Here is a 22,325-nt window from a genome sequence, read left to right as displayed (position 1 = left end):
TTCAGAACAATAAGATGGGTTGAGACATGAAAACCGCAGCAGATTATCGGAAACACGCTGAAGAATGCCGGGTGCTTGCCAAGCAGTTGCCCGAGGGCGAGCAGCGCAATCAGCTTCTGGAAATGGCCCGGACTTGGGACAATCTGGCCAATGATCGGGAGCAACTGGTTCGTCGCCACCCTGAACTCGACACCTCGAAGGACCGGACTAACCCTCGAGCGCCGTAACTCGCAGAAGCCCCGTGTGAAATGAAGTTTCAACAGAGGTCGAGCAACTCTGTAAACCCCTGAGAGATGCGCCAGCTCAGTTCGCTAGGGCATGGGTCGTCATAAACGGGTGCCTTGACTCATCATTTCCGCTCAGGCTGGCTCGCCTTCGGCTGAAGGATAGCACCAGCGTTGGAGTGGCGATTCTCCACCTGCTCGCCCTGTCGGACACCATCACCCTTTATCCGCCCATCAAATAGGAACGGCTGCGTTCCATTCATGCTTGTAGCAGACGGAGCCTGCGATTGTGTGGGCGGTGCCTCTTGAGCAATGGCGGTGGTCGCGGCCAGCGCCAACATAGACGCGATGGCTAGTCTCGACATGACAGGCCTTCCTCTCCGTGCACGGGATCAGCGTAACAATGCGACTCGGCTTCGGTCACTCATGGGGAGCAAATGGGCACCAAGATGATGACCGATTGATGGATCCCACCGATTTTCCTCCTATTAGGATGGGACGCTGGCTGTAGCTAACGCTATTGGCCTGTATAGAATGAAGTTCTCGTATTGCTCGTTTTCCAAGTGGAAGAAAATCGAGCCATTTCTCCGAAATTGACGCTTGTCATAGAAGCTTATAGCGCGGGCATTCTGGTGATTGACTGAGAGCCAAACGCCGTTGATCCCCCGCTTGCTGCAAAAATCGAAGCTATATTCTAGCAACTTGCTCCCGATCCCTCGCCCAATGAAGTGCTCTTGGACATAAAGCGTGGCAATTTCGGCACGGGAGCTCGGATCCGTCGGGCAGGGCGAGTCCAAGAGCAGCCTTACATATCCGACGAGGTGAGCCTTCTCCTCGTAGACTATGAAGACCTGGCTCTCGTCTCCCAGGCGCTCCGCGATCTTCTCCGAGGTATACTCGGCCAGTACGTAGTCGGAGAGAGCGCTGCGCAGACCACTCTTGGCATACGTATGGAGCCAAACTTGGATGGATAGAGCCGCAAGATTGCTTGCATCGGTGGTTGTGGCTACTCGGATCATCAGGTTCATTCCCTACCTAGAGTAGGGATATCCACCCATCGCCGTCTCGGCAACGTCAGCGCCGGAACAGGCAGAAGCATCTGCGGGAATTCCGATGGGCAGGCAAAAGCTTCAGGTCTCAATGGTGGCGGTGGGTGGAGATTGCCTCTTTGATGATAACCAGCTTGCTGAGCTTGGGTGGATCGACGTCCAAACGGTCGGCCCACTCCTCGAGGGCTGAAGCGTAGAGCCGTCCCAGGACACGTGACGGGTCATGCATGCAAGACTTGAGCCTGACCAATTCATCAAGTGCCTGTCTCAGCAGCCTGCGATCCAGCATAGCGGGATGCTCCTCAGTGAAGCATCGGTGAGCCTGCAGTCCCAAGCCGCGGCTGACAAGAGACGCAGAAGGCTTATATCCCTGAAACCTAGGCAAGCTTTCTGCTCAGCTTCAAAGGTCAGGATGGCCCTCCCCTGCTGAGCTCTGACTCGTCGCTCAGACGAATCCCGATGTTCATAGTTGGCTAAAAACTGTGAAGATCGAGGAGAGCGAGGACATGGTTAACAATTCCCTACCTGGCAACCTTTAGGACACCGATTGCGGTTTAAGAGAATCTCCGCACACCAACACGGAGACTTCGATGACCCTGACCCGTTCCCTGATCCGCAAGCTGCGTCGCTCGCTCCTGATCTCAGTCCTGATCGGAACAGGAAAGATTCTGCCCTTGATCGAATTTGCCTGGCGTGTTGCTCACCAAGCCTAAAGCCAAAATTGCAGAGGCGCCGGTCCCTGCAGCTTCGTCAGAGGTCCGAGTATCCCTTGCGTCTCTGGGCATCAGCCCACGCCTCCAGGGCGCGGGCAGCCTGGGCTTCCTCGGGAAAGATTTCGACCTTCTCCTGGCCCTTGGAGCCAACGAAGCCCCAGTTGCGCACCAGCCGGATCGTCCCGAACAGATCGCGTTCGATCATCAGGCTGAAGAAACGTGCCCTGCCCTGCTCCGGGTCGCGCCGATAAAGCACCAAGTGATGCTTGATGGGTGACCGGGCGTCAGGTATCCGGGACGAGGTCCTTAGGAGGAGCGGCTATTCTGGAGCGCCCGCTCCATTTCGTCCATCATGGCCGCCTCGAGCTCGCCGAGATCAACCTTGGCGCCCTGCCCGTTCCGAGTCGTAGACCCTGCAGACGCCTTGGTCACCGGCACCTGCTTGGCTGTAGGGCGGACCACCGGGATCCGTGCCTGAACCGGGAACCGGTTCTCGAGGGTGTCGATCAGGCCGTTGAGGGCCTCGTCTGACAGCGGAATCTCCGGAGCCTCGTTGAGCCCGGTCAGAGCCAAGGACTGGTTCGTGTAGCGGTCATCGCCAGTGACCTCGGGACCGAACCAGGGCAGCGGACGGAATGCCCTCGCCTCACTGTCCGAATCGAACTCGACCGTGACCACCTGAAACGACCGCGGCCGGAAGATCTGATCCACCAGGGCGGCGCGATCCCCGATCTGGAGCCTGGTGCGGGCGTAATCGACCTCGCCGGCACAGACATCGAGGAGCGCATGGGCATGAGCCACCGGAACTTCGGTCTGCTCCTCCGTATCCCCGTGAGGGCCAGCCGCCCTCAGGATCAGGAACGCTCTGTCCTCTTCGAGCCGGACCCAGGAGGTCCGGTCCCGTTGTGCCGGGAAGAAGCCTTCGACCTGGCGGAGGCCGCCCCGCTCTCGCTGAATAAGGCGGGCAAGGGACGAGGCGAGGAGAAATCGGCGGCGAATGGTCATGGAATTCAGGGAATGAAAGGATTTGAGGAGATTGGGCTCTCGTAATCACGGGACAAGGGCGAGGCAACCCCTGAAACCCGCAAGAGGGTCCCCGGTCAGCCGCATACCCCGCCCCGCGATCTCTCCTTTTCGATGATCTTCTGCCGGGTCAGATACTCCCGGCCGTAGAGGAAGAGCGGTTCGGCATTCTCGCCCCGCATTTCCGACCAGGCGCTGATGCTGGCGAACGGGACCATATGGTACTGGCAGGAGGTGCCAGTTCGAGGCTCGAAGAGGACCATCTGGTCCTCGGGACCCTCCGCGATGGCTCCTGTCAGAGAGTGACGCGAGTTCAGATGGACGGTCACGACACGGTCGAGGGGCAATTCCTTGAGACCGGTCAGAGGGTCGGCCTCGGCGGTCACCGCGGGCTTAACCGCCTCATCGGCCGCTTTCTCCAACCGGCTTCGAAGCTCCTCAACGAGGTCCAGACCTGTCCCGCCGATCTCAGTAGCATCCCGCAGGCACAGGACGTCCGGCTCCTCGGTATCTGAGAGCGAGACCCTCTCGGTATTCGCCAGAATGGCGAAGTAGCTTTGGATCTCATTGAGCAGTTCGGCGACCGTCTTAAGAGTGGTCGGCGTAGCGGGGTTATCCATCGGCTGGGTTCCTAGTGAACGGGCGGGTGTGTCAGGCGGCGATCTGCTGGCCGATCTTGTCGATCAGGTCGTTGGCCCGGGCGATGATCCGGGTCCGGATGTCGCGCTCGTTCTCGGCGTACTGATCCGGGTGGTAGATCAGGGTCACGGCGCGGCGAAGCTTGGTGAGCTGATCCTTGGCTTTGATGGGCTGCGCCCGGATGAAAGTCTCGGTGACGGACCAGAGGCTATCCTCTTGAAGATCGGCCTGCTTTGCGGCGGGCTCGGGCGCCATCGGACGGGCCTTCTGGTGCGCGGCCTGGAGGGTGCAGGAGAGTTCTAGCGAGGAGATGTCGCCGACTGCAAGGTCTGCAACCGGCACCGGGACTGCCAGCTTGTCTGATCCGAAGTAGACAACCAGGGTCATCGACTTCGTAAAATCGCTCTCGTCCGGCAAACGCGCTTCCGTAATAGGTCGTGCCGTCCTGACCGATCGCCCGGAGCTTACGGTACATGCCGCCATTCGTGGCCTGGAAGACCGCATCGGTCAGGTCGATGTCCAGCTTGTCGATCCGGACATCGCCTCCAGTGGTTCCATCCTGGCGATTGACGGTGAGGAAGCCGAGGTGAAACCGGCTGTTGTCGTTATGGGCACGGCGCATCGTCATGGCGGGACCACCATTCATCGGAAAGACTGGAAAGGAAGGGTGACGGTTGGGCGCTAGTGCCTGGCGTCAGGCAAAGAGGACATGAGAGTGCCCGTCCTCGAAGGCTTCCAGCGCAAGGTCGCGATCATCCTCAACGAGGTCTGAGGCGACCGACGGCTTCTCCAGGGTCTGCCATTGAGGACCTTCGGCCCGGGCCTCGTACCGGTCGTACCAACGCTCCACCGCAACCGGGCTGGCGGGAACCGTGGAGACACGATTGTCCCAGCGGCCGCCGTCGCAATCGATGCCGCCGTACGCGATGGCAACTTTGCCGCCTTCCTGAAGGTCAGAGATCTTTGCTTTCAGGTCTGCCCGTCGGGCGAGAAAATCAACCTTATTGCGGTTCAGTTCGCGGACCAGACGGCGGATGAGGCTGCGGGACTTGCGCGTGAGCTGCATCGGGATCTCCCTTCACCCTTTCGGGGATTTGACCAACTGTCGGATTCACCCAATGTCCGAGTTAACGCGAGAATTCTGCTGCTTCCGTATGCCCAGCTTAGCCGCAACGGCTTCTTCCGGCAGGCGTTATCTCTTCGTCGGGAGGGGCAATGTCATCAACGTCTAGGCCGGCGCTTGATCCTTAGCGGAGAAGGAAATCATGTTTGACATTGTTGGCTCAGACCTCCTGCCAGACTGGCCGCGCCTGCTGACGTTTGCGGTTGCCAGTTTCGCCCTCAATGTCACTCCAGGCGCCGATATGACCTTTGTCGCCACGTCAGCTGCCCGAGGCGGAGCAAGAGGAGGGATAGCCGCAGCGCTTGGCGCCGGCGCAGGCTCAATGATCCATCTGCTGGCGGCGGTTCTGGGCCTGTCGGCGATCATCGCGTCATCCCAGACAGCCTTCACCATCCTGAAATGGGTGGGTGCAGGGTACCTAATCTATATCGCTTTTACCCTGATCCGCAGCGGGCCAGCTCATTCGCACGACGTGGATGTGCCCCGCTCCACTCTGGCTGTGTTCCGATCAGGAGCAATGGTGAACCTCCTGAACCCAAAGGTAGGCTTGTTTTTCCTCGCCTTCCTGCCGCAATTCATTGATCCGGTGCATGGAGTGGCTGCGATCCAGACCTTCCTTTTGGGTCTGTGGTGCAACGTGGGCGGAACGACCGTGAACCTTCTCGTTGCGCTTGTAACTGCTCGTGCAGCCACTCGCCTGGCCGGCGTCGGATGGATCCGTCAGGTGGTGCGTTGGCTGACAGCAACAATCATGGGCGGATTGGCCGTGAAACTCGTCACGTCCGACAATAATCGGTAGCATCAAACTCCGGCAGGGTTATGCATGGAGAAGGGCGGTCGCTAAGACCGCCCTTCTCAGTTCTAAGCCGCTTCCGCCTGGACCGGCGCGTCTCGCTCAACGGTCACAACCGGAGAGCCGCCTTTCTTCAGGCTCACCATCACCTTCAACACGATGGTTTCCTCGTCTCCTTCGACGTCGCTCATAAGCGAATACGCCTTGTCCTGGACAGCCGACTGAACCTCCCGCTGGAAATGGGAGCGCGACGTTCCAGTGATCTTCGCGATCAGCGTAGCGAACGATGCGCTGTGGTTCTCCTCCTGGAGGGAGTAGTCCCCACCCTCATCATTGTACCAGGGCACGCCGCGGAGCATGCGGGTCTGGACTTCATCCTCACGACCTTTGGCGATGATCACAAAGGGGTCGTAGGTATCCCAGTCCGGATTGAAGTAGATCGCCGCGATGGGAGCCGAGAGAGTCCTGCTATCTCCGTGCGGGTCTTCAATCGTAAACATCAAGGCAAGGTCTTCGACCACGGTATTGTAAAGATCGTCGATCTTGACGTTGGCATCGCCAATCGCGCCGCCGACCTCGGTATACTCGAGGGCGTAGCCGGATTCTCCATCATCGAGTGGCACATGGATTTCGTCACCCTCGGCTTTGATCACAAGGGTATTGCCGACCACGTGGGGAACAAGCCCCTTTCCAAGCGCCTGGTCGATTTCCCGGTCCTCGAACATGACCCGGGTCACGGGCGCACAGCCGTCGCTCCCGACGATGTTCTCGAACATGGACTGCAGGTAACCGCTTTCCTGGACGTGGTAGGAATCGAGGGTCACGCTGACGATCTCATGGCGCTCCAAGCGGTCGCCATCGGCCGCTATCAAGCCGCCGTCGACAGGCATCCAGCTGGTGCCTGCGAGATTGGAGACGACGCAGGAGGGGCGCGGAAGGGGATAGGGCGAGGTCCCGCGCAAGGGGTGGTCGGCCGGCAGACCGTTGACGATGGCCGGGTTCGAGATCATCCGGCAATAGAGCAACTCGACTGCCTTCCAGATCAGGTCGAGACCCTCATCCTGGATCAGGACATCGCGTTCGGGCAGTTTGAGCTTCAGGCGGCTCGTGTCGTGCACATCGATCAGGACGATTGTGCAGAAGCTGGTCTCAACGAACGCCTTCTTTTCGGTGTTCAACTCGACTGTCTTTTCCGCGGCCGGGATCTGATGGCGAGCCTGGGTGTCGCTCAGGCTGATGACCTTACCGAAGAAGTTGATCTTGGTCTTATCCATCCGCCAGAACTCGCCGCGAACGCGGGCAAGCTTGATGGTCACGCCATGGACCGTTTCTGACATTACGGCAGTGACCTGGCCCTTGTGTTCCTCCAGAGCGTGATCAAGGAAGATCCTGGGCAGAACCACCGTCGGCACCTCCTGAGGAAAGCCTTCGAGGGTGGCAGTCAGTCCGGAATAGCGGATGCAGCGCTCGATGATCTCGCCGAGGCGTTTGCCCTCATGTTCCTCCAGGGCCTTGAGCGGGATGAATGCTCGGATCCGGATGGAGAGCCCGTCCTCATGGGGAAGACCACGGGTCAGTGCAGCGGTCGTGCCGCCGGTAAAGGCCTCCTTCGGGACGTGCATTTCCCAGTCATGGGAGCGCACGACAACGTCGTATTTCGCTAAGGAAAGAATCCGAGACCTGCCGCGCGTTCCGTAGACTCGGTCGCATCGTCGTTGTTGCTGCCGTCCGCCATCAGCAGGATGTGGGCGTTGTCGGCCGTTAACCCGTGACCATCATCCGCGATGACGAGATCGCCGTCTTCAAGGATGAACCGGACGTTCTTTGCCTTGGCGCGGCGGGAGTTCTGGATCATCTCGTCAATGCTGCAGTCCACAGAATGGCTGAAGAACTGATCTGCCCGGGTGATGAGCTTGCGGCCGAGGGTGGCTTCAACGGAAGTGGTGGTGAGCGTGTTCATTGCAATTGCCTTGGAAGATCGAGGGAGAGTTAGCCGGCGAGGTTGAGGAGAGCGGAGACGGCACTGTCGTTTCGCTGTTCGTCATCAGCCTTGAGGATCCTGGCGACGGCCGGGAAGATCTTCACGATGTCCTGATAGGTGACGCAGTCGTTGAAAGCCTGGACGAAGGCCGGCACCTGGGCGAACTCCGCCATCACCGCCGGACAGATGTCCTCTTCCAGAATCCTGACATATTCCTTGAGGCTGGCTTGATACGCTTCGACCCCAGAAGCTTCCGTCGACAGAGCCCAAGAAACAGTCGCGACGGGGAGGAAGGAGGCACTTCCACCCTTCCCTCCTTCATGAACACGCTTGAAGCTGAGGATTTCGCCGGCCATCGGCTGACGGTTCATCGCTCCTTCCGGTAGTTGGAAGATCAGGAACCCCGGACGGGAGCAATGGTCGAGCCAGACACCCCAGACGCTGCGGTAGGTGTGAGCTATCTCCACGAATCCGAGCAGGTGGCTTGCCAGAGCGCCGATCTGGTAAGCACAATGAACTATGTCGCTCAGAAGGCGGGAGCGACGCTCGTACAGGGGTTTGCAGGCCTGGGCATTGATCAGTGAGACCGCGTGCAAAAGCGCGCGGGTGCGATGCCCGTTCCTGAGCTTGAAATCATGTGTCATGCGATCCTCCGGTCAACTCTGTGCCGGCAAGGGTGGGTTGCGGTTCGATCGACCCTGCGTCGAGCCCGCGCCGTCGAGATTCTTCTCTTGGGGATTGAGAAATGCCGACTGGCAGATGAGCAGAACTGGAAAAGAAAAAGGCTGGCCCAAACTCAATCTGGACCAGCCTCTTGGACGCTTGAGGAAGGAGAGTGTTAGGCGGCTGCCGGAACCTGGTCGAGGAAACCCACAACCTCCTTCAGGCGCCCATTGTCGAGAGTGGCGAAGTCTGTGCCCTTGATCGGCCCGTCCGCGCCTTCGGGTCCGAGCTGCCACGAGAACCGCACGTTGTCGCCATGGCCGTCAGGCTGGCCGATCAGAGCAAAGCGGAACCCGGGAAACTGCTGATGCACGGCGCTGATGAGCCCATCGATCTGGCTATGCCCCCTGCCCTGCATAAGCGGGTCGATATATGTCCCGTCCTCGGCCCAGAGCTCCGAGAATAGAGCCTGCCGGCGGTCGGCATTGGTCTCATTCCAGAGGACAATGTAGCGGTTGGCGATCGAGGTGGCGTCGGTCATGTGCTGTCTCCTGGTGGTGGGCCGGGGTAACACCGGCATGAGGACCATGGAGGAGACACGGCATCGGGTCGATTACGCCTGAGGTAATGCTTTACGTGGCGGTGGCGACGATATCGTCGGCTGCTGTCTCCGGGGAATGGCCAGTCTCGTAGTAGTCCCGAGCATCGCCATAGCGGGCTTCGGGAAGCTTGCGCTTGGCCAATTCTCCGTTCAGAGCCAGCCACCATGGCGAGAACTCTGTGTTGGCCTTTGTTGATGCCGTCTCGAGAAGGCGAAGGCTGGTGTTGGTGAAGTAGGTCATTGATCCTCCTTGGGGGCCGATAACGAAGGTGTAAGGCATGCCAACGCGCGCCCGATCCACGAGCGGAATGAATAGTGGTCGCATCAGGTGAGATCGGGAGCAGAGCGTGCGCGCAGCAGGCTGCAGGACGCAGAAGAACGCCTTGGCAGAGGTGCTGTCTTGGAAACCTCGACCAAGGCGTTCGTGGTCCAAGGGAATGACACCACGCCTGGGAGATAGGAAGCAGACGCAATTCCGTCAACGCTGCTCAAATGAAAACGCCCTGACAGAGTTAGCCGTGCGGAGCTCACTGTCAGGGCGAATTGTTGTGATGCCGGTTGCAACACCACGGCAGGATAATACGCCAAGTGCCTCGTCGGTTCAACATCAGGCTGTGCATAAGCAGAATTGCCCCGGCAGGAGGCTGAGCACCAGACCTCCCACCAGGGCGCTTGCGATGTGTTCCGGCATCGCAAGATCTATGTAGACACAGCTTCTCCGTGCCGATGTGTGGCGACACACACGATCAGTCGCGAGCGAGATCATTGGCGAAGACAATTCAGCCAAACCGCTAATCGGACCGGCTTCTGTCGACGCCTATGTCGCGCAAAATATGAGGGCTCACATCCCGTTTTAGCGCCTCGACGAAGTCGAAGGTCAGAACGGGATGCTTGTGATCGTTCGCGGGCTTGCGCGGAACGCGAATGAACTCAAAGCGGAATGCGAACCCTACCAAGGGCAGAGGGAATACGGTCGGTTTCATTGGAGCCACCAGCAGCATGAGTTGGGACGAGGAGAGCGGCGCGTTCGTACGTGCAAAGTCGCATAGACATGTAACGCCTCCTCTGGCTGTGGCTGTGAACCGAGCGGAAGATCCGCGGGGCAGCTTCAATACCAGAATTCGTCTGTCGGTTCTACCCCTGGGAGGCACAATTGTTGATTTCGCCTGCGTGATTACTGCGGAGCGATGGATTCAAACGGTAGTAGGTGGATATCGATGTGCTGTTTGCGGGCACGATGAGCCCGTGACCCTTCAGTTCATACATCGTGCTCATGCCGATGCCGCGAACCGTCCGGCCAGAGACGGTCTTGAGGCGTGCAGTGAATTGCTCCCGCCTGGTGTAGCTACTCGTTTCGAGCGCGTAGCGGAACTCCCCGCCCTCGTTAAGCACCGTCAGGGCTTTCCTTGCCAGTGACGAGAGGGCGGGAAGTTCGCTCATGGTAACCTCTATCTTATGGGGACACGCAGAGTGCAGCGCAGCGGATGCGCCAAAGCTCGGTTGCCTGGCAGGCGTGGCCGGCCTGACCGAACAGGTCCTGCAGGCCGCTGGCGCTCGTCAGAACCGGCAGAAGGTGCGGGTTCTCGGCAATGTACTCGTCCCAGAGTACTGAGTAGAGCGCCCTCACCTCATCGGCATTCACGGCCCGCTTGCCTTTGGCTTCACGCCAGGTCAGGCCGGTCGAGCCGTCCTCGAACCGCTTTGCAGCCTGATAGAGTTCTTCGATGGACTTGTTTCCACGGCCCTTGAGCCGGGCCGCGAAGGCACTGAAGCGGCGATCTCCGCGGCTGGAGCATTCGAGGAAAGGGGCCGTGCCATGCTGAATCAGCTTTTGGGGATCCTTCACTGATTTTGCCAGTTGAAGAAGCCAGAGTTTGGTCTTCACCGCGTATCTGCTGTTTCAGGCTCAGGTTTCGGAACCTCACTATGCCGGTTTGCCCATGCCAGTTTGACGGGATCGCGCCATCCGAGTTTCGCGTCCGGCCGATCCGTGCGATGGCAGACGACAGCAACACCCTCGAGGATTGCGGTCGCGATGTAGACACCTGGAGGAGCGGCCCTGATAATCACCTCTCGGTCGCGCATGCCAGGACTTCCCAGTTCGTCCTCGTGTACCCAGACTTCCTTGCCGATCCACACGGCCGGAGCTTTCCACCACCCGCGCTGGAAGAGGATGGTACCGTCGTTCCGCACCCGCCGAAGGCCGCCGAGGAGGTAGCCGTCGGGCGCCTTGATGTCGTTGGGCCGGGTCATGATGCGACGGCGACTACTCCCGTCTCAGCGCGGTACTCGTCGCGATCATCGCCCGGGAATTCGAATATCGACAGCTTGTTGTGGTTCGTCTTCAGCATCTCGTCTGTGACCTCGAAGTTCAGAACCTTCTCGAAGTCGCTGCGGTTGTTGTGCAGCCCGGCGACCTTCATCACGCAATCCGGAATCTCGGAGTAGTAGGATTCCGCCGACTTGAACCAGCTTGGATTCTCCTGGCCGGCGGCTTCACGGATGGCGCTGTCGGCGATCATGAAGCTCCGGAGGCGCTGAACGGCGACGATGATATTCAGCGTGTCGTAGTTGAGCCTGCGCATGCGCAATCCTTTCTGGGGACATGAATGGAATAGTTCATGTCTAAACATGAACAGCGTGTTTAGAATTTCAGACCCAAAACGGCGCAGTTGAAGATAAGGGGAAGTACGTAGAGAAATTATTCAGCTAAGATTTAGCGGTAAGCTTAATGTCTTCTTCACGTCTATGACGAATTTTTGCCGCGCCTGATTTATGCGCGTCAGGGGGCGTGCGCTTCTCGCGGCGATGCGAGCGGGCCAACGAAAGACGATGAGACTCCTCAATAATCTGAAGATCCTTACGAAGATCGCCATCCCGGTCGTGGTCTTTGTTGCGATTGCTATTGGCCTAATCGTGATGGCCGTGTCAGGCCTTGATGACATGGCTGCGGACACCCAGCGCATTGTCGATAGTGACGCCAAGCGCCTGAGCATGGTTCAGAGCGTCAATACGCAGATCAATGAGGCGTCCATCCAGGAAAAGGGCATGATCCTGACGCCTAAAAACCTTCCGGATCGCGTTAAAAGCGTCGAGAACGCTTTCAAGACCGCAGTCAAAAAGGCAACGGACGATCTTACTTGGATTGTGGATTCTTCGAGCTCCGCGGAATTCCGTAAGCTCAATGAGAACCTGCGGGACGCCAGTCTCAACTACTTCAAATTGCTGGAACAGAGCGTTGCTGCCTCCATGGCCGGTAATGACGGCAAGGCTACCGAGATTACGAATGGCTCGGCACGTGATCTGCGCCGTGCTCTGCGGGATCAAATTACCACAAGCATCGAGGGTATCGCTCTCGAACTAAACCAGGCCAAGGATAAGGCCAATTCCGATGCATTGAGCGCCAGATGGTGGCTCATCGGTTCTGCAGCGGGCGGCATTGCAGTCGCTATCGGCCTGATCTGCTCGATTGTCCTCTTGGGCGTGGCCCGTCCGCTGGGGTCGATGACAGGAGCGATGGGCCGCTTGGCCGGAGGGGAGCTTGATGTTCCTGTGACCGGCACTGAGCGCAAAGACGAGGTCGGAGCACTCGCCCGCTCGCTGCAGGTGTTCAAGGACAACGCCATCGAGGCGCGCCGCCTGGCTGCCGAGCAGGCGGCCGAGGATGAGGCCAAGATGCGCCGCGCCCAGGTCCTCGATCAACTGACCAAGGATTTCGAGCGCAATGTCTCGGCCATGACCCAGGGGCTGGCCTCGGCTGCGACCGAGATGGAAGCGACCGCCCAGACGATGACGTCCATCGCGGATCAGACTAACAACCAGACGATCAGCGCTGCCTCGGCGGCCGAGCAGACCTCGGCCAATGTGCAGACGGTGGCTGCGGCCACGGAGGAACTGTCGATCTCGATCCGGGAGATCGCCTCGCAGGTGACCCAGTCCTCGCGGATTGCTGATCGTGCGGTTCAGGATGCCCAGCGCACCGACGCCATCGTGCAGCAGCTTGCCTCCACGGCCGAGAAGATTGGTAACGTCATTGCTCTGATCAACTCGGTCGCAGGCCAGACCAATCTGCTGGCGCTCAATGCCACCATTGAGGCGGCGCGCGCCGGCGAAGCGGGTAAGGGCTTTGCGGTTGTGGCTTCCGAGGTGAAGGAGCTCGCGAACCAGACGGCGAAGGCGACGGACGAGATCTCGCAGCAGATCGCGTCGGTGCAGCAGGCGACCCGCGAGGCTGTCCAGGCGATTCAGACGATCACCCAGACCATCGGGGAGATGTCCCAGATCTCGACTTCGATTGCGGCCGCCATGGAGGAGCAGGGCGCGGCTACGGGTGAGATCGCCCGTAACGTCCAGGAGGCCGCCCGTGGGACCGAGCATGTGACCGGGAACATCGGCGACGTACGCCGGGGTGCGGGCGAGACGGGGGCAGCGGCTTCTCAGGTCCTGAGTGCCGCTCAGGAACTGGCTCGTCACTCCAACAGCCTCGGCGACGAAGTCGGCCAGTTCCTCCGGGGCGTGAAGGCAGCTTAAGGCAAGCTTTCGGAGCTATATGGCGAATATCGGCGAACCCCAGTTCGTCGGGCGGCTCGCTCCTGCGGTGAGCTGACAACGGAAGGCGCCCCTACTGGGAGGGGCGCCTTTCTTATTGTGGCAAGCGAACCGCCGCTACACTGGACCGATAGCGACTACGCCAAAGGTGACCCCTCCGAGAGACTTCGGGGTGCCGTTGAGCGGCGGGTAGACCAGGTGACCGGCGCCATAGCAGACATCGGAGGTGTCGACCCCTTCGGCGCCGTAGCACTCACGGGTGATCTGGATCGTGTATCGGGGGCAGCCTTCGTGTACGATCTCGCCGATGGCGACCACCATCCCTTCGATGAAGTCCACCCGGTTCGACGGGGTAATCCGTGTATCCATCCCGTAGATCCGCCCGTCATTGAGCAGCGTCGCCAGATTGAAGGAGCGGACGGTGGCGCCCACCTGGATCGGGTTTCCGAAGATGTCCTGATCCGGCTTGGCGTACTCCGCAATGAGATCCGGCGTCGAGAAGAGGGAAACTGCGCTCATGATTGACCTCAGGGGTGTGGTGTCAGCCGATGGCCCTGTCGAGGGCGTTTCTCAAGGCGAGGTACTCGGGAGGATCGGAATCCGCGATGCCGGTCCCCTCAATCCAGGGAAGGGCCCGTCTGATCGCGTGGACCATCCGGGGAGCGGCCGTCAGAACCTGGGCGTAGGCAGCGCTGTCATCTGTTGGAATGCGTCCGTCGCCTTCACGGTTGGTGACGCTCGCTAACCCGCTTGAGGGCTCAAGGACGAGGCGGAAGTCGATGGCCCGGATCGGGGTTTCGATGATCCTGTTATAGGCCCCTTCGCCGAACCGGGGCGTCAATCCTCTCGGCGGGACGGAAGGACCTGGCTTCCAGACATTGTGGCCACAGGTTTCCGCGATGAGGGTCAGGGAGGCGACGTGGGTGGCGACATTTTCGCCGGCATTGTAAGCCGACAGGAAGTTGGCGAGAGCAGCTGTGATGTCGTCCTTAGAGTACGGCTCCTGCTCCAAGTGGATGACCGGGATCAGGATCATCGACTTACGGAGATCGACCAGGTTCCTGAACGAGCAACCCTCATTGATGGCAACCGCCATTTTGCACTGAAATTCAGCGTCCTCCTCATCGATCGCGTAAACAGCATCGGTCCAGGTCGGAGGTGTCCCGCCGTTCGTATATTCCCCCTCGACCTTGTAGCGGACAGGTTCCCCGGCCTTACGGAATGCCGTAATGCGGCGGGTCTCGGCGTTGGCATCGAAGGCAGAGTTCAACTCGCGGGCTTTGGCAACCGCTGGGAGGAAGTTAACAATCATCGGGCGCCGAGCTGGAACATCCAACTTGACATGGACGGGGGCGTCGCCGCCCTCGAAAAAGACCACATATTCGCGGGTGGCGGTTTCTTGCGCTGCGGGTGTCATGGGAACCCTTTAAGGTGTAATTCAGGACGGGGCCCGAAACAAGTCAGGCTGCGACGGCGGGAGCCGGGATACGGGTGATCGGGGAAAGATCCACCGGCTTGCCTTCCTCTCCGGAGGGCGCTTGTGCCTGCGAAACAGCCGGCGTGACGGACAGGAGATTAGCCACCTTCGCGAGGCGGTGCTGAACCTCTTCGGGAAGGCTCCCCTTCACCTTGTCGATCTCAGGCAGGAGTTCCGCGACGACCTCTTCCAGTGAATAAGGGGGAACAGGGTCGCCATGACGCCAGATGTCCTCACCGGAGCTGAGAGCGACCCGCTCCACTTCGAAGTGTCCTGCAACCGATGAGGTGTCGTAGGCCTCCTGGAATTCGCCAACAAACTGACGAACGAGGTGGCCGCCGAGGCGCCGTTCGTCGCGGACCACAGCATCCGGCAGGTTCAAAATGGGAAGATCATCACTCAATTGGCGCTCAAAGCGCACGTCGATGAAATAGCTGGTCATAGCGATCAGTCCTTCGCCGCAGGTACGGCTTCTGGAGTGTGGATGGGGACAAGGGCGGTCAGAACCGCGAGCTCGTCGAGCAAGTCAGAGATTGGCTCGCCACGTTCATTGGCGGCTATGAGGGTGCGAGCGCTGCTGACGAGTTCCGGGAGGCTGACAGGGTGATCGCTGCAGCGGACAACCTCGACGGCTTCCAGAGCCTCGGAAAAGAGTTCCGGATCGAAAAAGGCGCTCCCTTTGAGGGTTCCTGCTTGAAGAGCGATCCCCCAGCGAGCGGCGAAGTCGGCTTCGTCGGCATCAACGGCGAGAACCGGGCCGCTGAAGATTGTCTCGTCGTTCTCACCGACATAACCTTCGTAGGCGAACCTAACGGGCTGACCTGGTTTCCGGATCGACACGACGTGATACTCGGCGCCCTTGGCGTCGAGCGTGTTCAGGTACTCGCTGTCCGATGTGAAGCTGTCGTAGTCGACGACACTTGCAGCGCATCTCTTCCGTGCCGTTCGAAGAATCTCTCCCAGGTCGTCGAGCATCGTGTAACCGGGGCAGCTTTCGACCTCAGCGGTCACCGTCTGCTCGCTGCCATCCGGGCTGCTCATCGTGGCGACATATGATTTGAGAATGTGGGGCATAAGGATCCTCAACTCGGACCGCCACTTTCGCCGAACGCACCGGGAGGGTACGTCCATGTGGTGGGGTCGATCAAAACTGGCACACTATACGTCTCGGAAAGCGCCAAGCGTGCGATCTCAGGTGAGGCAAGAGCCGGACCGTAGGGTTTGCCCTTCGCGGCAAGTTCGCGCACGCTCATGTTTCGCTTGATTGTGACGCCGAATTGTTCTTCGTAGTTTGCAACAATCTCGAAGCGCTCAGGCCAGATATACTGAAGCGTGGCCCATTGGTCGGCGCCCCCGAAGATACAAAAGGCACATGAAGCTCTGGAAAGCCCCAGCCAGTAGCACGGATGTGGGTTAAGTCCGTGCCGCTTCATGATCGCCCATACTTCCTCCTCAGACCATTGCAGAACTGGACGCCAATGATCGATGTGACGGGCACGTCGCGTTCCATCACGGGTATCTGAGCGGTGACGTTCGAGAGACTTGTAGCGGGATCGCGCTGCGCTTTCCTGAGCACGCTCGCCTGTGATGAACAGTGTGCGTTTACCTAGAAATCGATCTTGCCCTCTAAGAGCGGCCGCTCCCACGTCGATTTTAGTGGCGGCGCTGCAATAGCGAGTTTGAAGATTCGCAGTGACCTGGGGGAAGCGCAATCTCGTTCCAATAGGCCCCTCACCCCCTGCTTTTCCGAGGGTTCCATCGGGCTTTTCGAAGATCACAGGAGCAGTCGGTGTCCCATTGCGCAGCATTTCGCGTAGGAATCCTCCCTCGCGCCAGCTCATGTAGATCTGGATGCCGAACGCTTTAGCGACGGCTTCACAATAAGAGGTTGTCACCGGCCAATCGAAAAACGGGTTCTTACCATCTACATCGTGATGGAATAGTTCGACACGAGACCGATCGACGCCTGACTCGAGCAAATGAAGCAATGCCGAACAGCTATCCTTGCCTCCGCTGAAGGCGACTATGTAGTAGTCGTAGGAAGAGAGGTCTGGCTTCTCAGCTAGATCCTGAGGCGTATCCACGGGTGGCGGCTCCGAGAACGAAAACAGAGCAAGCTGTTCCACGAGGTTTACTCCTGGTGTGATGTGGCGGAAGCGTCTTCATCAAGGTTGAGGACGTCATCAAAGAAGGCGCCGTCGTTTCCGATTGCGAGAAGTTCGTCGCGTACCTGGTCATCGGGAATGTTCTCAACCGAGGCGACGATCTCGCACCCGATCCAGCCGCCCTCATTGATTTCACTCAGGGCTTTTTCGGCCCTCGAGTGCTGCGACCAATGGGCGTCGGCGGCAGGCATCAGGGCCACAACCTTATAGACGACCTTCACGATCTTCGTGTCAGGGCCATCGTTTGTGGTCGCTCGGTTCGAAAGTTGAGGTGATGAGTGACCCTGGATCACGTCGCCGAGGATGTTCACGTGAGATTCTGCGATCTCGTCCGATCCATCATGAAACGTGATGTGAAAGGTGCCCCGGATCGATGGGGCGTCACGATCATCTCCGAAGAAGAAGATCGGCTTCTCCCAGTGGTTACCTGGGGTCGTCCACTCCCAACCGGAGGCGTCCTTAACCTCATAGCCGAAATCGAACATGCTGCATTCTTCGTCAGCCGCAAGCCGACGCTTCTCATCAAGAGCGCTCATGGAATAGTCCTGAGATGGAGGAAAGATCAGGCGGCCAGCGGCAATGGCGCAGCGCCAGAGATTTCGCGGTCGAGAATCTCGCGCTGAAAGGCTTCCTGCATTTCGTCGCTGGCGACGGATGAGGCGAAGAGCGCACCGGAGCGCAAAAGAATCTTAGGATCCGCGAACTTGCTGGTGCGGTAGTCCCAGACCTTGAGTTCCCCGCTCGTTGTGCGGGTCGGGATGAAGGCCAGAATGCGGTCACTGCCATCTAGAACAGTCAGTTCCTTAACTGTGCCGAACGATGCATGGATCTGGTCGAGGGCATCGCGGACAGAACGCAGTCGGCGGAATTGACCGCGGCAGTTGAGATTGTCGGTAAAAATGCAAGTGGTCATGGCCGCGTGCCTTTTCCTTGGATCCAGCTTTTGGGGTTTAGCCTTGGACGTTTGACGTCTTCGGGCTCAAAGATCCGGGAATAGGAATCCGGCGCAGCAGCCCTGCCCTGATGTCGAGATAGCCATTCTCAACGGGCGGGGCATTTCTCAAGACCCACGTTTGGGTCTCCTCACTCTGCAGGACTTCTTGAATGGTTTCGAGCGAGTGATCTGGACCGGCGGAGACCACATAGAGGTTGTGATTGATCGGCAGAATGCCCGGCTCCAGCCGTATGGTCCGGATCTTGCGCCCGATGCGGGGGATCAGCAGGGCCGGCCGATCGAGAGGCAAGGTGATCGATTCAGGAGGCATCCACCAGCGTCCCTTTTGCCCGCGCTTGGGCATGCGGACCATTGTTGTTTGCAGGTGGTCTTTTACTGCACCTGTAGGCTCGCAGTCCTTGAGGGTGCGAATGGCGTAGCGGGTCGCCGGCCGCAAGGCATCGGTGGCAGGATCGATGTCGTCGCTGTCCACCGCAGGCACAAGATCTGCATCGGGGAGCCGGCCGACCTGGTGAGCGTCGATGGTGAATATCCCGTGCGGTCCGAGCCATGGGGCGAGGCGGACGGTGGCGATATCGGCGAGGGTCGGCCCATCATGGTGATCCAGGGAGCCGTCCGGCGAAACAGGTTGTTTTCCCAGAGGGATCCTGGCCTGTCCTGAGGGTGTGAGCACGACTTCCACCGGGTGGATACGGGGAGGTGTCCCTTTTCGGCGGGTTTTGGGCATGTAGAAGCTGGAGCTCGGATCGAGCCTGGAGATGTGGTCGATGCCGACCTTGTGGCCGAGTTGCTTGCGCAGGTTGGCGGCCGTGTCGTTCACCCAGATCCGGTCCGACGTGACGAAGCCGATGATGCCGTCGGGCGGCATGTTGTAGACGCAGCGGTCGAGGAATGCGTGGAGAAGGTCGCCACGGGCGAAATCCGGCAGGATGGGCCGGTAGAGATCCTTCAGCACCTCAGGCAGGTGGACGTAGCGCAGGTAAGGGGGATTACCTGCACAGAAGCGGAAGGTACCAGGCGCGGGGCCTCCGGTCAGGAAGTCACCGTGGTGAACGATAGCAAGGGCAGCTTTGTAGGCAGAGGCGGTCGACCAGCCGTTGCTGATGAGATGGGATTGCACACGCTCCCGGGCGGACCGCATGGCGCCGGGATGAAGCTCCCAGCCCTGAACACGGGCGACCTCCCGGAAATCACCGGGCGCGAGGTCAAGACGACTGAGAGCCCGGACCATGGACATGCCGTCACCAGCGCTGGGGTCGACCAGCCTGCCGTCGGCATCCGGCCAGCCGATCCGATCGAGCAGAACGTCGACCACGGGTTCTGCCGTATAGAGGGCTGTGGCGGCATGGAGAGCTTCGATGGCGGCCGAGAGGTCGCCAGCCGCATCAAACAGATCGAGCATGTTGGGGGATTGCCTTGAAATCGAGCCGTGGTATGAGGCTGCAAGCCTGATCGGGGCACTTCCAGGGGTTTTACCTGGACCTGTACTTCTCGGATCAGATGATTGACCCAGTGATGAGTATCACTTTCCGATTTCCAAGCATTTGGGTCGCTAACTTAGACCCCACAGAATTGAAGTGATGAAGAAATCAACATCTCATTTTACTTTCGAAGTGAAACGGTCCCGCCTACCCTCCCAGAAAGCTTCAACGTTTCAGCGGTTCATTCTTGATCCTAAGCCGACGGAAGCTGCTCCAAGGCGAGAGCTACGAGATAGCGATGGCAAATCGATTGGTGCTTCAGAAGGTGCTTCGCCAAAGCGGCGGGTATTGCCGAGTATCGTCGAGAGCTTCGCGCCGCAGAAGCCTGTCGAGGCACGTCCTAAGAAGCGTCGGGTCATAAAACCGAGGCGGATGGTCGGGCCTGAGGCAGCTACAGACAGCCTGTCCGAAGAAGTGGCGAGTGAGCCGATCACGATCGAAGAGGCTCTAACTGTCTTGCCGGCGGCTATTCTTGCCACTGTGAAGCGGCAAAGAGCGATGCCGAAAACGGTCGCGGACTTGCCAAGGGGCCAGAAATGGAAGCGCAGGCTTCCCCGGGTCGCATGGTAAGAGCATACGACTTTTTGCTATTGCCCGGCGTCGACTGGGAGTTAGCTTACTGAGCACAAAAAAGGCCGCTCAAGGCGGCCCTACGTTTAGGGAGGAAACGCCCAAGAAGGGCGGCAACGCTGCGACGCCAATCGCCGTGTTGCAATGCAATAGATAGCCCGAACTATGGGCAAGATCAATCGGGCAGCGTCGCTGCCCTTTTCTATGTCATGCGATTGCGCTTTCCAAGCACTGCCATCCAAAATCATCGCGAAGAACCTCGGATGTGGCAGGACAACTCACAGAAGATAGGGCAGCGATGCGAGCGTTAAAGTACGATCTCTGCCGAAAAGCTATGCAATCTGCACACACTATCTGAGCGCTGGATCTTTACTTTTAGCCTTGTCCTCATGGGAGAAAGATTCTTTCATTCGGAAGTGCCGCACTGATTTGGAGGAACAGCTGCGCACCAGCAGCGGTAATATTTCGAAGTTCGAAATATTTTCTCCACGGACGCTGGCACATGTCATCGCGAAGAATGAGGGAATTATGAATAAGAGAGTGTTGTGCACGGCAGTAGGGTTGCTCGCCTTATCGACTGCCTCAGCGACGGTAGCCGTCGCACAGGCCCCCAAGTCAACCAATCATGCTGACGTTGCAAGCTCGATCATCGCCAATCCAAAGTTCAAATCTGCGGCCGCAATCTTTGACCGCGATCACGAGAAAATTGTTTCTGAACTGATCGAGATTACTGAGATTCCCTCTCCTCCATTCAAGGAAAAGGTCAGAGCGGAAGCCTACCGGAAAAAGCTCGCCGATCTGGGCCTTTCAAATGTTGAAATCGATGAGGAAGGCAACGTGCTTGCCATCCGGAAGGGAACAGCGAGTGACGGGAAGTTTGTTGCCGTCATCGCCCATCTGGATACGGTGTTCCCGGAAGGTACGGAGGTAAAGGTCCGCCGCGAAGGCACTAAGCTCATGGCTCCTGGCATTGGCGATGACGCCAAGGGGCTGACCGCCGTCCTGGCTTATCTCAGGGCTATGGACGAGGCGAAGATCCAGACGAAAGACGATATTCTGTACCGCCCGCAGTTTTTGAGACACCGGATTGAAGCCTACGCGGCGAGGGCCGCGGATGGAAGCTGGTTGTGCCGGACGGCTTTCGGCGTCTGAAATCCGTGCCGGGCTATCAGCCAGGTGGAGTTGTAGGTTTCTCGGAAGGTCAGCAGCGCCTGGCGCAACTCCTCGATGGTTTCGAACGAGCGCACCCACAGCAGGTTTTCCTTCAGGGTGCGGATGAACCGCTCCGCACAGCCATTGCCTTCAGGAGCCTGCACAAAGGCCGGCGAACTCTCGATCCCAAGGAACCGCAACTCGTCCTGGAATGCTCGCGACATGTATTGGCTGCCATGGTCGTGCCGGATCGACAGGCCTGAAGCAATCCCTTTGCTAAAGCCGCCAAAGTGCTCGCGTACGCCCTGGCGCAGCGGCTCGAGAGCTTCAAAGCGGGTGGCTTGGCGACTGGCATGAATGCCGACGCACTCGGCACTGTAGTGATCGACCGCCACGAACACGGCAGCTTGCCCTTCGCCAGTCCAAGCGGTGGTCATGTCGGTGCCCCACAGGGTGTCGATGGTTGCCGGAATGATCGTGCCGTCGTGGTTGCGCGGCCCACGCGGCGCCCCCATCCGGGACGGCGCCAGCAGGTCGTGCTCGCGCATCAGCCGCAACACACGGCGGAGCGAGGTGCGGATGCCCTTCAGGCGCAGGCGGGCCCAAACTTTCCGATGCCCCTCGCCATGGAACGGACTGGCGGCCAGGACGGCACGGATCTCGGTTGTGAGCACTGGATCGGACAGCGGTCCGACCGGGCCGCGGCGCCGCCGGTCCGTCTGCGGCTGACGCTGCCGGTAGACGCTCGCCCGGGCCACGCGCCAGATCCGGCAGACACGCGCCAAGCCATAGGGCCGGCCGCTGCTCGGCGAGAGGGCCCGGCTCATCGCCTCGACCTCCTCTGAGCTAAAGGGCGGCCGCCCTCCAGAAGGGCAATCTTGGCCTCCAGCAGCTCACGCTCCAGCAGCATCTCGCCGAGCCGGGCCTTGAGCCGCTCAGTCCCCAGCGCCTCACCGGTGGCCAGCCGGGTGGCGAGACTGGCCTCGCCGGCTGCCAGGAAAGCATCGCGCCAGCCGCTCAGCGTGGCGGCCGTCACGCCCAGGGAGCGCGAGACCGTGTCCAGATCCTCACCGCGCAGCAGCCGCAGAACCGCCTCGCGTTTGCGCTGGCGCGACATGCGCCCACCACGGCCCGGACCGGCCGCATCCTTCATCATCTCTGTCATCAT

At 59.5% G+C, this 22,325-nt stretch carries 29 protein-coding genes and 1 pseudogene; 5 read left to right on the top strand and 25 right to left on the bottom strand.

The window, feature by feature from the left end; all coding sequences use genetic code 11:
* The first annotated feature begins 26 nt into the window (after positions 1 to 26).
* On the top strand, positions 27 to 227 hold the full coding sequence (locus DDF70_RS23720) for a hypothetical protein (protein ID WP_114947280.1): 201 nt from the start codon (positions 27 to 29) through the stop codon (positions 225 to 227).
* A gap of 485 nt (positions 228 to 712) precedes the next feature.
* On the opposite strand, the gene DDF70_RS23710 is transcribed toward DDF70_RS23720, so the two are convergent.
* Positions 713 to 1,252, bottom strand: a complete 540-nt coding sequence (locus DDF70_RS23710) for a GNAT family N-acetyltransferase (protein ID WP_114947278.1) — start codon at positions 1,250 to 1,252, stop codon at positions 713 to 715.
* A gap of 611 nt (positions 1,253 to 1,863) precedes the next feature.
* On the opposite strand from DDF70_RS23710, the gene DDF70_RS38810 reads away from it, so the two are divergent.
* The gene (locus tag DDF70_RS38810) at positions 1,864 to 1,986 is read left to right on the top strand and encodes a hypothetical protein (RefSeq protein WP_281024384.1); all 123 of its coding nucleotides are present in this window, start codon (positions 1,864 to 1,866) and stop codon (positions 1,984 to 1,986) included.
* Between the two features lie 37 nt (positions 1,987 to 2,023).
* Here DDF70_RS38810 and DDF70_RS23700 read toward each other — a convergent pair whose 3' ends face one another.
* The 5 genes from DDF70_RS23700 to DDF70_RS23680 form a co-directional block, all read right to left on the bottom strand.
* Complete coding sequence (locus DDF70_RS23700; RefSeq protein ID WP_245435619.1) at positions 2,024 to 2,242, bottom strand: WGR domain-containing protein; 219 nt, start codon at positions 2,240 to 2,242, stop codon at positions 2,024 to 2,026.
* A 50-nt stretch (positions 2,243 to 2,292) separates the two neighbouring features.
* Positions 2,293 to 2,991 carry a hypothetical protein gene (locus DDF70_RS23695; protein ID WP_114947275.1) on the bottom strand — a complete coding sequence of 233 codons (699 nt, stop codon included), beginning with the start codon at positions 2,989 to 2,991 and terminating at the stop codon, positions 2,293 to 2,295.
* 95 nt (positions 2,992 to 3,086) lie between these two features.
* Positions 3,087 to 3,629, bottom strand: coding sequence for a hypothetical protein (locus tag DDF70_RS23690; RefSeq protein ID WP_114947274.1), 543 nt, complete (start codon positions 3,627 to 3,629; stop codon positions 3,087 to 3,089).
* Between the two features lie 31 nt (positions 3,630 to 3,660).
* Positions 3,661 to 4,035: a hypothetical protein gene (locus DDF70_RS23685; protein WP_162820612.1), complete on the bottom strand. Its 375-nt coding sequence runs from the start codon at positions 4,033 to 4,035 to the stop codon at positions 3,661 to 3,663.
* Between the two features lie 307 nt (positions 4,036 to 4,342).
* On the bottom strand, positions 4,343 to 4,714 hold the full coding sequence (locus DDF70_RS23680) for a hypothetical protein (RefSeq protein ID WP_114947272.1): 372 nt from the start codon (positions 4,712 to 4,714) through the stop codon (positions 4,343 to 4,345).
* Positions 4,715 to 4,913: 199 nt separating this feature from the next.
* Between DDF70_RS23680 and DDF70_RS23675 the strand changes: the two genes are divergently transcribed.
* Complete coding sequence (locus DDF70_RS23675) at positions 4,914 to 5,570, top strand: LysE family translocator (RefSeq protein WP_114947271.1); 657 nt, start codon at positions 4,914 to 4,916, stop codon at positions 5,568 to 5,570.
* A gap of 62 nt (positions 5,571 to 5,632) precedes the next feature.
* Here DDF70_RS23675 and DDF70_RS23670 read toward each other — a convergent pair whose 3' ends face one another.
* The 10 genes from DDF70_RS23670 to DDF70_RS23625 all read right to left on the bottom strand — a co-directional run bounded on the left by DDF70_RS23670 (position 5,633) and on the right by DDF70_RS23625 (position 11,394).
* Positions 5,633 to 7,186: a hypothetical protein gene (locus DDF70_RS23670; RefSeq protein ID WP_114947270.1), complete on the bottom strand. Its 1,554-nt coding sequence runs from the start codon at positions 7,184 to 7,186 to the stop codon at positions 5,633 to 5,635.
* A gap of 38 nt (positions 7,187 to 7,224) precedes the next feature.
* Positions 7,225 to 7,524 carry an ATP-binding protein gene (locus DDF70_RS23665; protein ID WP_114947269.1) on the bottom strand — a complete coding sequence of 100 codons (300 nt, stop codon included), beginning with the start codon at positions 7,522 to 7,524 and terminating at the stop codon, positions 7,225 to 7,227.
* Positions 7,525 to 7,553: 29 nt separating this feature from the next.
* On the bottom strand, positions 7,554 to 8,189 hold the full coding sequence (locus tag DDF70_RS23660) for a hypothetical protein (RefSeq protein ID WP_114947268.1): 636 nt from the start codon (positions 8,187 to 8,189) through the stop codon (positions 7,554 to 7,556).
* A 194-nt stretch (positions 8,190 to 8,383) separates the two neighbouring features.
* Complete coding sequence (locus DDF70_RS23655; RefSeq protein WP_114947267.1) at positions 8,384 to 8,749, bottom strand: nuclear transport factor 2 family protein; 366 nt, start codon at positions 8,747 to 8,749, stop codon at positions 8,384 to 8,386.
* Between the two features lie 91 nt (positions 8,750 to 8,840).
* On the bottom strand, positions 8,841 to 9,050 hold the full coding sequence (locus DDF70_RS23650) for a hypothetical protein (protein WP_114947266.1): 210 nt from the start codon (positions 9,048 to 9,050) through the stop codon (positions 8,841 to 8,843).
* A 550-nt stretch (positions 9,051 to 9,600) separates the two neighbouring features.
* Positions 9,601 to 9,792, bottom strand: coding sequence for a hypothetical protein (locus DDF70_RS23645; protein WP_162820611.1), 192 nt, complete (start codon positions 9,790 to 9,792; stop codon positions 9,601 to 9,603).
* Positions 9,793 to 9,943: 151 nt separating this feature from the next.
* A complete protein-coding gene (locus tag DDF70_RS23640; RefSeq protein WP_114947264.1) occupies positions 9,944 to 10,249 on the bottom strand; it encodes a hypothetical protein in 306 nt (101 codons plus the stop codon).
* Positions 10,250 to 10,262: 13 nt separating this feature from the next.
* A complete protein-coding gene (locus DDF70_RS23635; RefSeq protein ID WP_245435618.1) occupies positions 10,263 to 10,694 on the bottom strand; it encodes a hypothetical protein in 432 nt (143 codons plus the stop codon).
* Positions 10,691 to 11,062 (bottom strand): hypothetical protein, encoded by a 372-nt coding sequence (locus DDF70_RS23630; RefSeq protein WP_114947263.1) that lies wholly within the window; start codon positions 11,060 to 11,062, stop codon positions 10,691 to 10,693. The genes DDF70_RS23635 and DDF70_RS23630 overlap by 4 nt, the downstream gene beginning before the upstream one ends.
* Entirely contained in the window at positions 11,059 to 11,394 is a 336-nt protein-coding gene (locus tag DDF70_RS23625) for a hypothetical protein (RefSeq protein WP_114947262.1), read from the bottom strand. The genes DDF70_RS23630 and DDF70_RS23625 overlap by 4 nt, the downstream gene beginning before the upstream one ends.
* Positions 11,395 to 11,641: 247 nt before the next feature.
* Here DDF70_RS23625 and DDF70_RS23620 point away from each other — a divergent pair, with 247 nt between their 5' ends.
* Positions 11,642 to 13,339, top strand: coding sequence for a methyl-accepting chemotaxis protein (locus DDF70_RS23620; protein ID WP_114947261.1), 1,698 nt, complete (start codon positions 11,642 to 11,644; stop codon positions 13,337 to 13,339).
* A gap of 135 nt (positions 13,340 to 13,474) precedes the next feature.
* Here the strand turns inward: DDF70_RS23620 and DDF70_RS23615 are convergent, their stop codons facing one another.
* From DDF70_RS23615 to DDF70_RS23580, 8 genes are all read right to left on the bottom strand, one after another.
* Positions 13,475 to 13,876, bottom strand: a complete 402-nt coding sequence (locus DDF70_RS23615) for a hypothetical protein (RefSeq protein WP_114947260.1) — start codon at positions 13,874 to 13,876, stop codon at positions 13,475 to 13,477.
* 22 nt (positions 13,877 to 13,898) lie between these two features.
* The gene (locus tag DDF70_RS23610) at positions 13,899 to 14,774 is read right to left on the bottom strand and encodes a hypothetical protein (RefSeq protein WP_114947259.1); all 876 of its coding nucleotides are present in this window, start codon (positions 14,772 to 14,774) and stop codon (positions 13,899 to 13,901) included.
* Between the two features lie 43 nt (positions 14,775 to 14,817).
* A complete protein-coding gene (locus DDF70_RS23605; protein ID WP_114947258.1) occupies positions 14,818 to 15,276 on the bottom strand; it encodes a hypothetical protein in 459 nt (152 codons plus the stop codon).
* A 5-nt stretch (positions 15,277 to 15,281) separates the two neighbouring features.
* On the bottom strand, positions 15,282 to 15,845 hold the full coding sequence (locus DDF70_RS23600) for a hypothetical protein (RefSeq protein WP_162820610.1): 564 nt from the start codon (positions 15,843 to 15,845) through the stop codon (positions 15,282 to 15,284).
* A 71-nt stretch (positions 15,846 to 15,916) separates the two neighbouring features.
* Positions 15,917 to 16,960 (bottom strand): phosphoadenosine phosphosulfate reductase domain-containing protein, encoded by a 1,044-nt coding sequence (locus DDF70_RS23595; protein ID WP_205772467.1) that lies wholly within the window; start codon positions 16,958 to 16,960, stop codon positions 15,917 to 15,919.
* A gap of 5 nt (positions 16,961 to 16,965) precedes the next feature.
* On the bottom strand, positions 16,966 to 17,535 hold the full coding sequence (locus DDF70_RS23590; protein WP_162820609.1) for a hypothetical protein: 570 nt from the start codon (positions 17,533 to 17,535) through the stop codon (positions 16,966 to 16,968).
* Between the two features lie 26 nt (positions 17,536 to 17,561).
* Entirely contained in the window at positions 17,562 to 17,912 is a 351-nt protein-coding gene (locus tag DDF70_RS23585) for a hypothetical protein (protein ID WP_114947255.1), read from the bottom strand.
* A gap of 37 nt (positions 17,913 to 17,949) precedes the next feature.
* Positions 17,950 to 19,356, bottom strand: a complete 1,407-nt coding sequence (locus tag DDF70_RS23580; protein WP_114947254.1) for an Eco57I restriction-modification methylase domain-containing protein — start codon at positions 19,354 to 19,356, stop codon at positions 17,950 to 17,952.
* Positions 19,357 to 20,434: 1,078 nt separating this feature from the next.
* On the opposite strand from DDF70_RS23580, the gene DDF70_RS23570 reads away from it, so the two are divergent.
* Complete coding sequence (locus tag DDF70_RS23570; RefSeq protein ID WP_245435617.1) at positions 20,435 to 21,157, top strand: M20/M25/M40 family metallo-hydrolase; 723 nt, start codon at positions 20,435 to 20,437, stop codon at positions 21,155 to 21,157.
* Here DDF70_RS23570 and DDF70_RS23565 read toward each other — a convergent pair.
* A pseudogene (locus tag DDF70_RS23565) lies at positions 21,100 to 22,325 on the bottom strand (IS3 family transposase). The gene DDF70_RS23570 and the pseudogene DDF70_RS23565 sit on opposite strands and share 58 nt — an antisense overlap.

It is taken from the genome of Microvirga calopogonii (genome assembly GCF_003347665.1).
GTDB lineage: Bacteria > Pseudomonadota > Alphaproteobacteria > Rhizobiales > Beijerinckiaceae > Microvirga > Microvirga calopogonii.
Note: the sequence above shows the minus strand (reverse complement) of the source record. Positions and strands in the feature narration are given on the sequence as shown.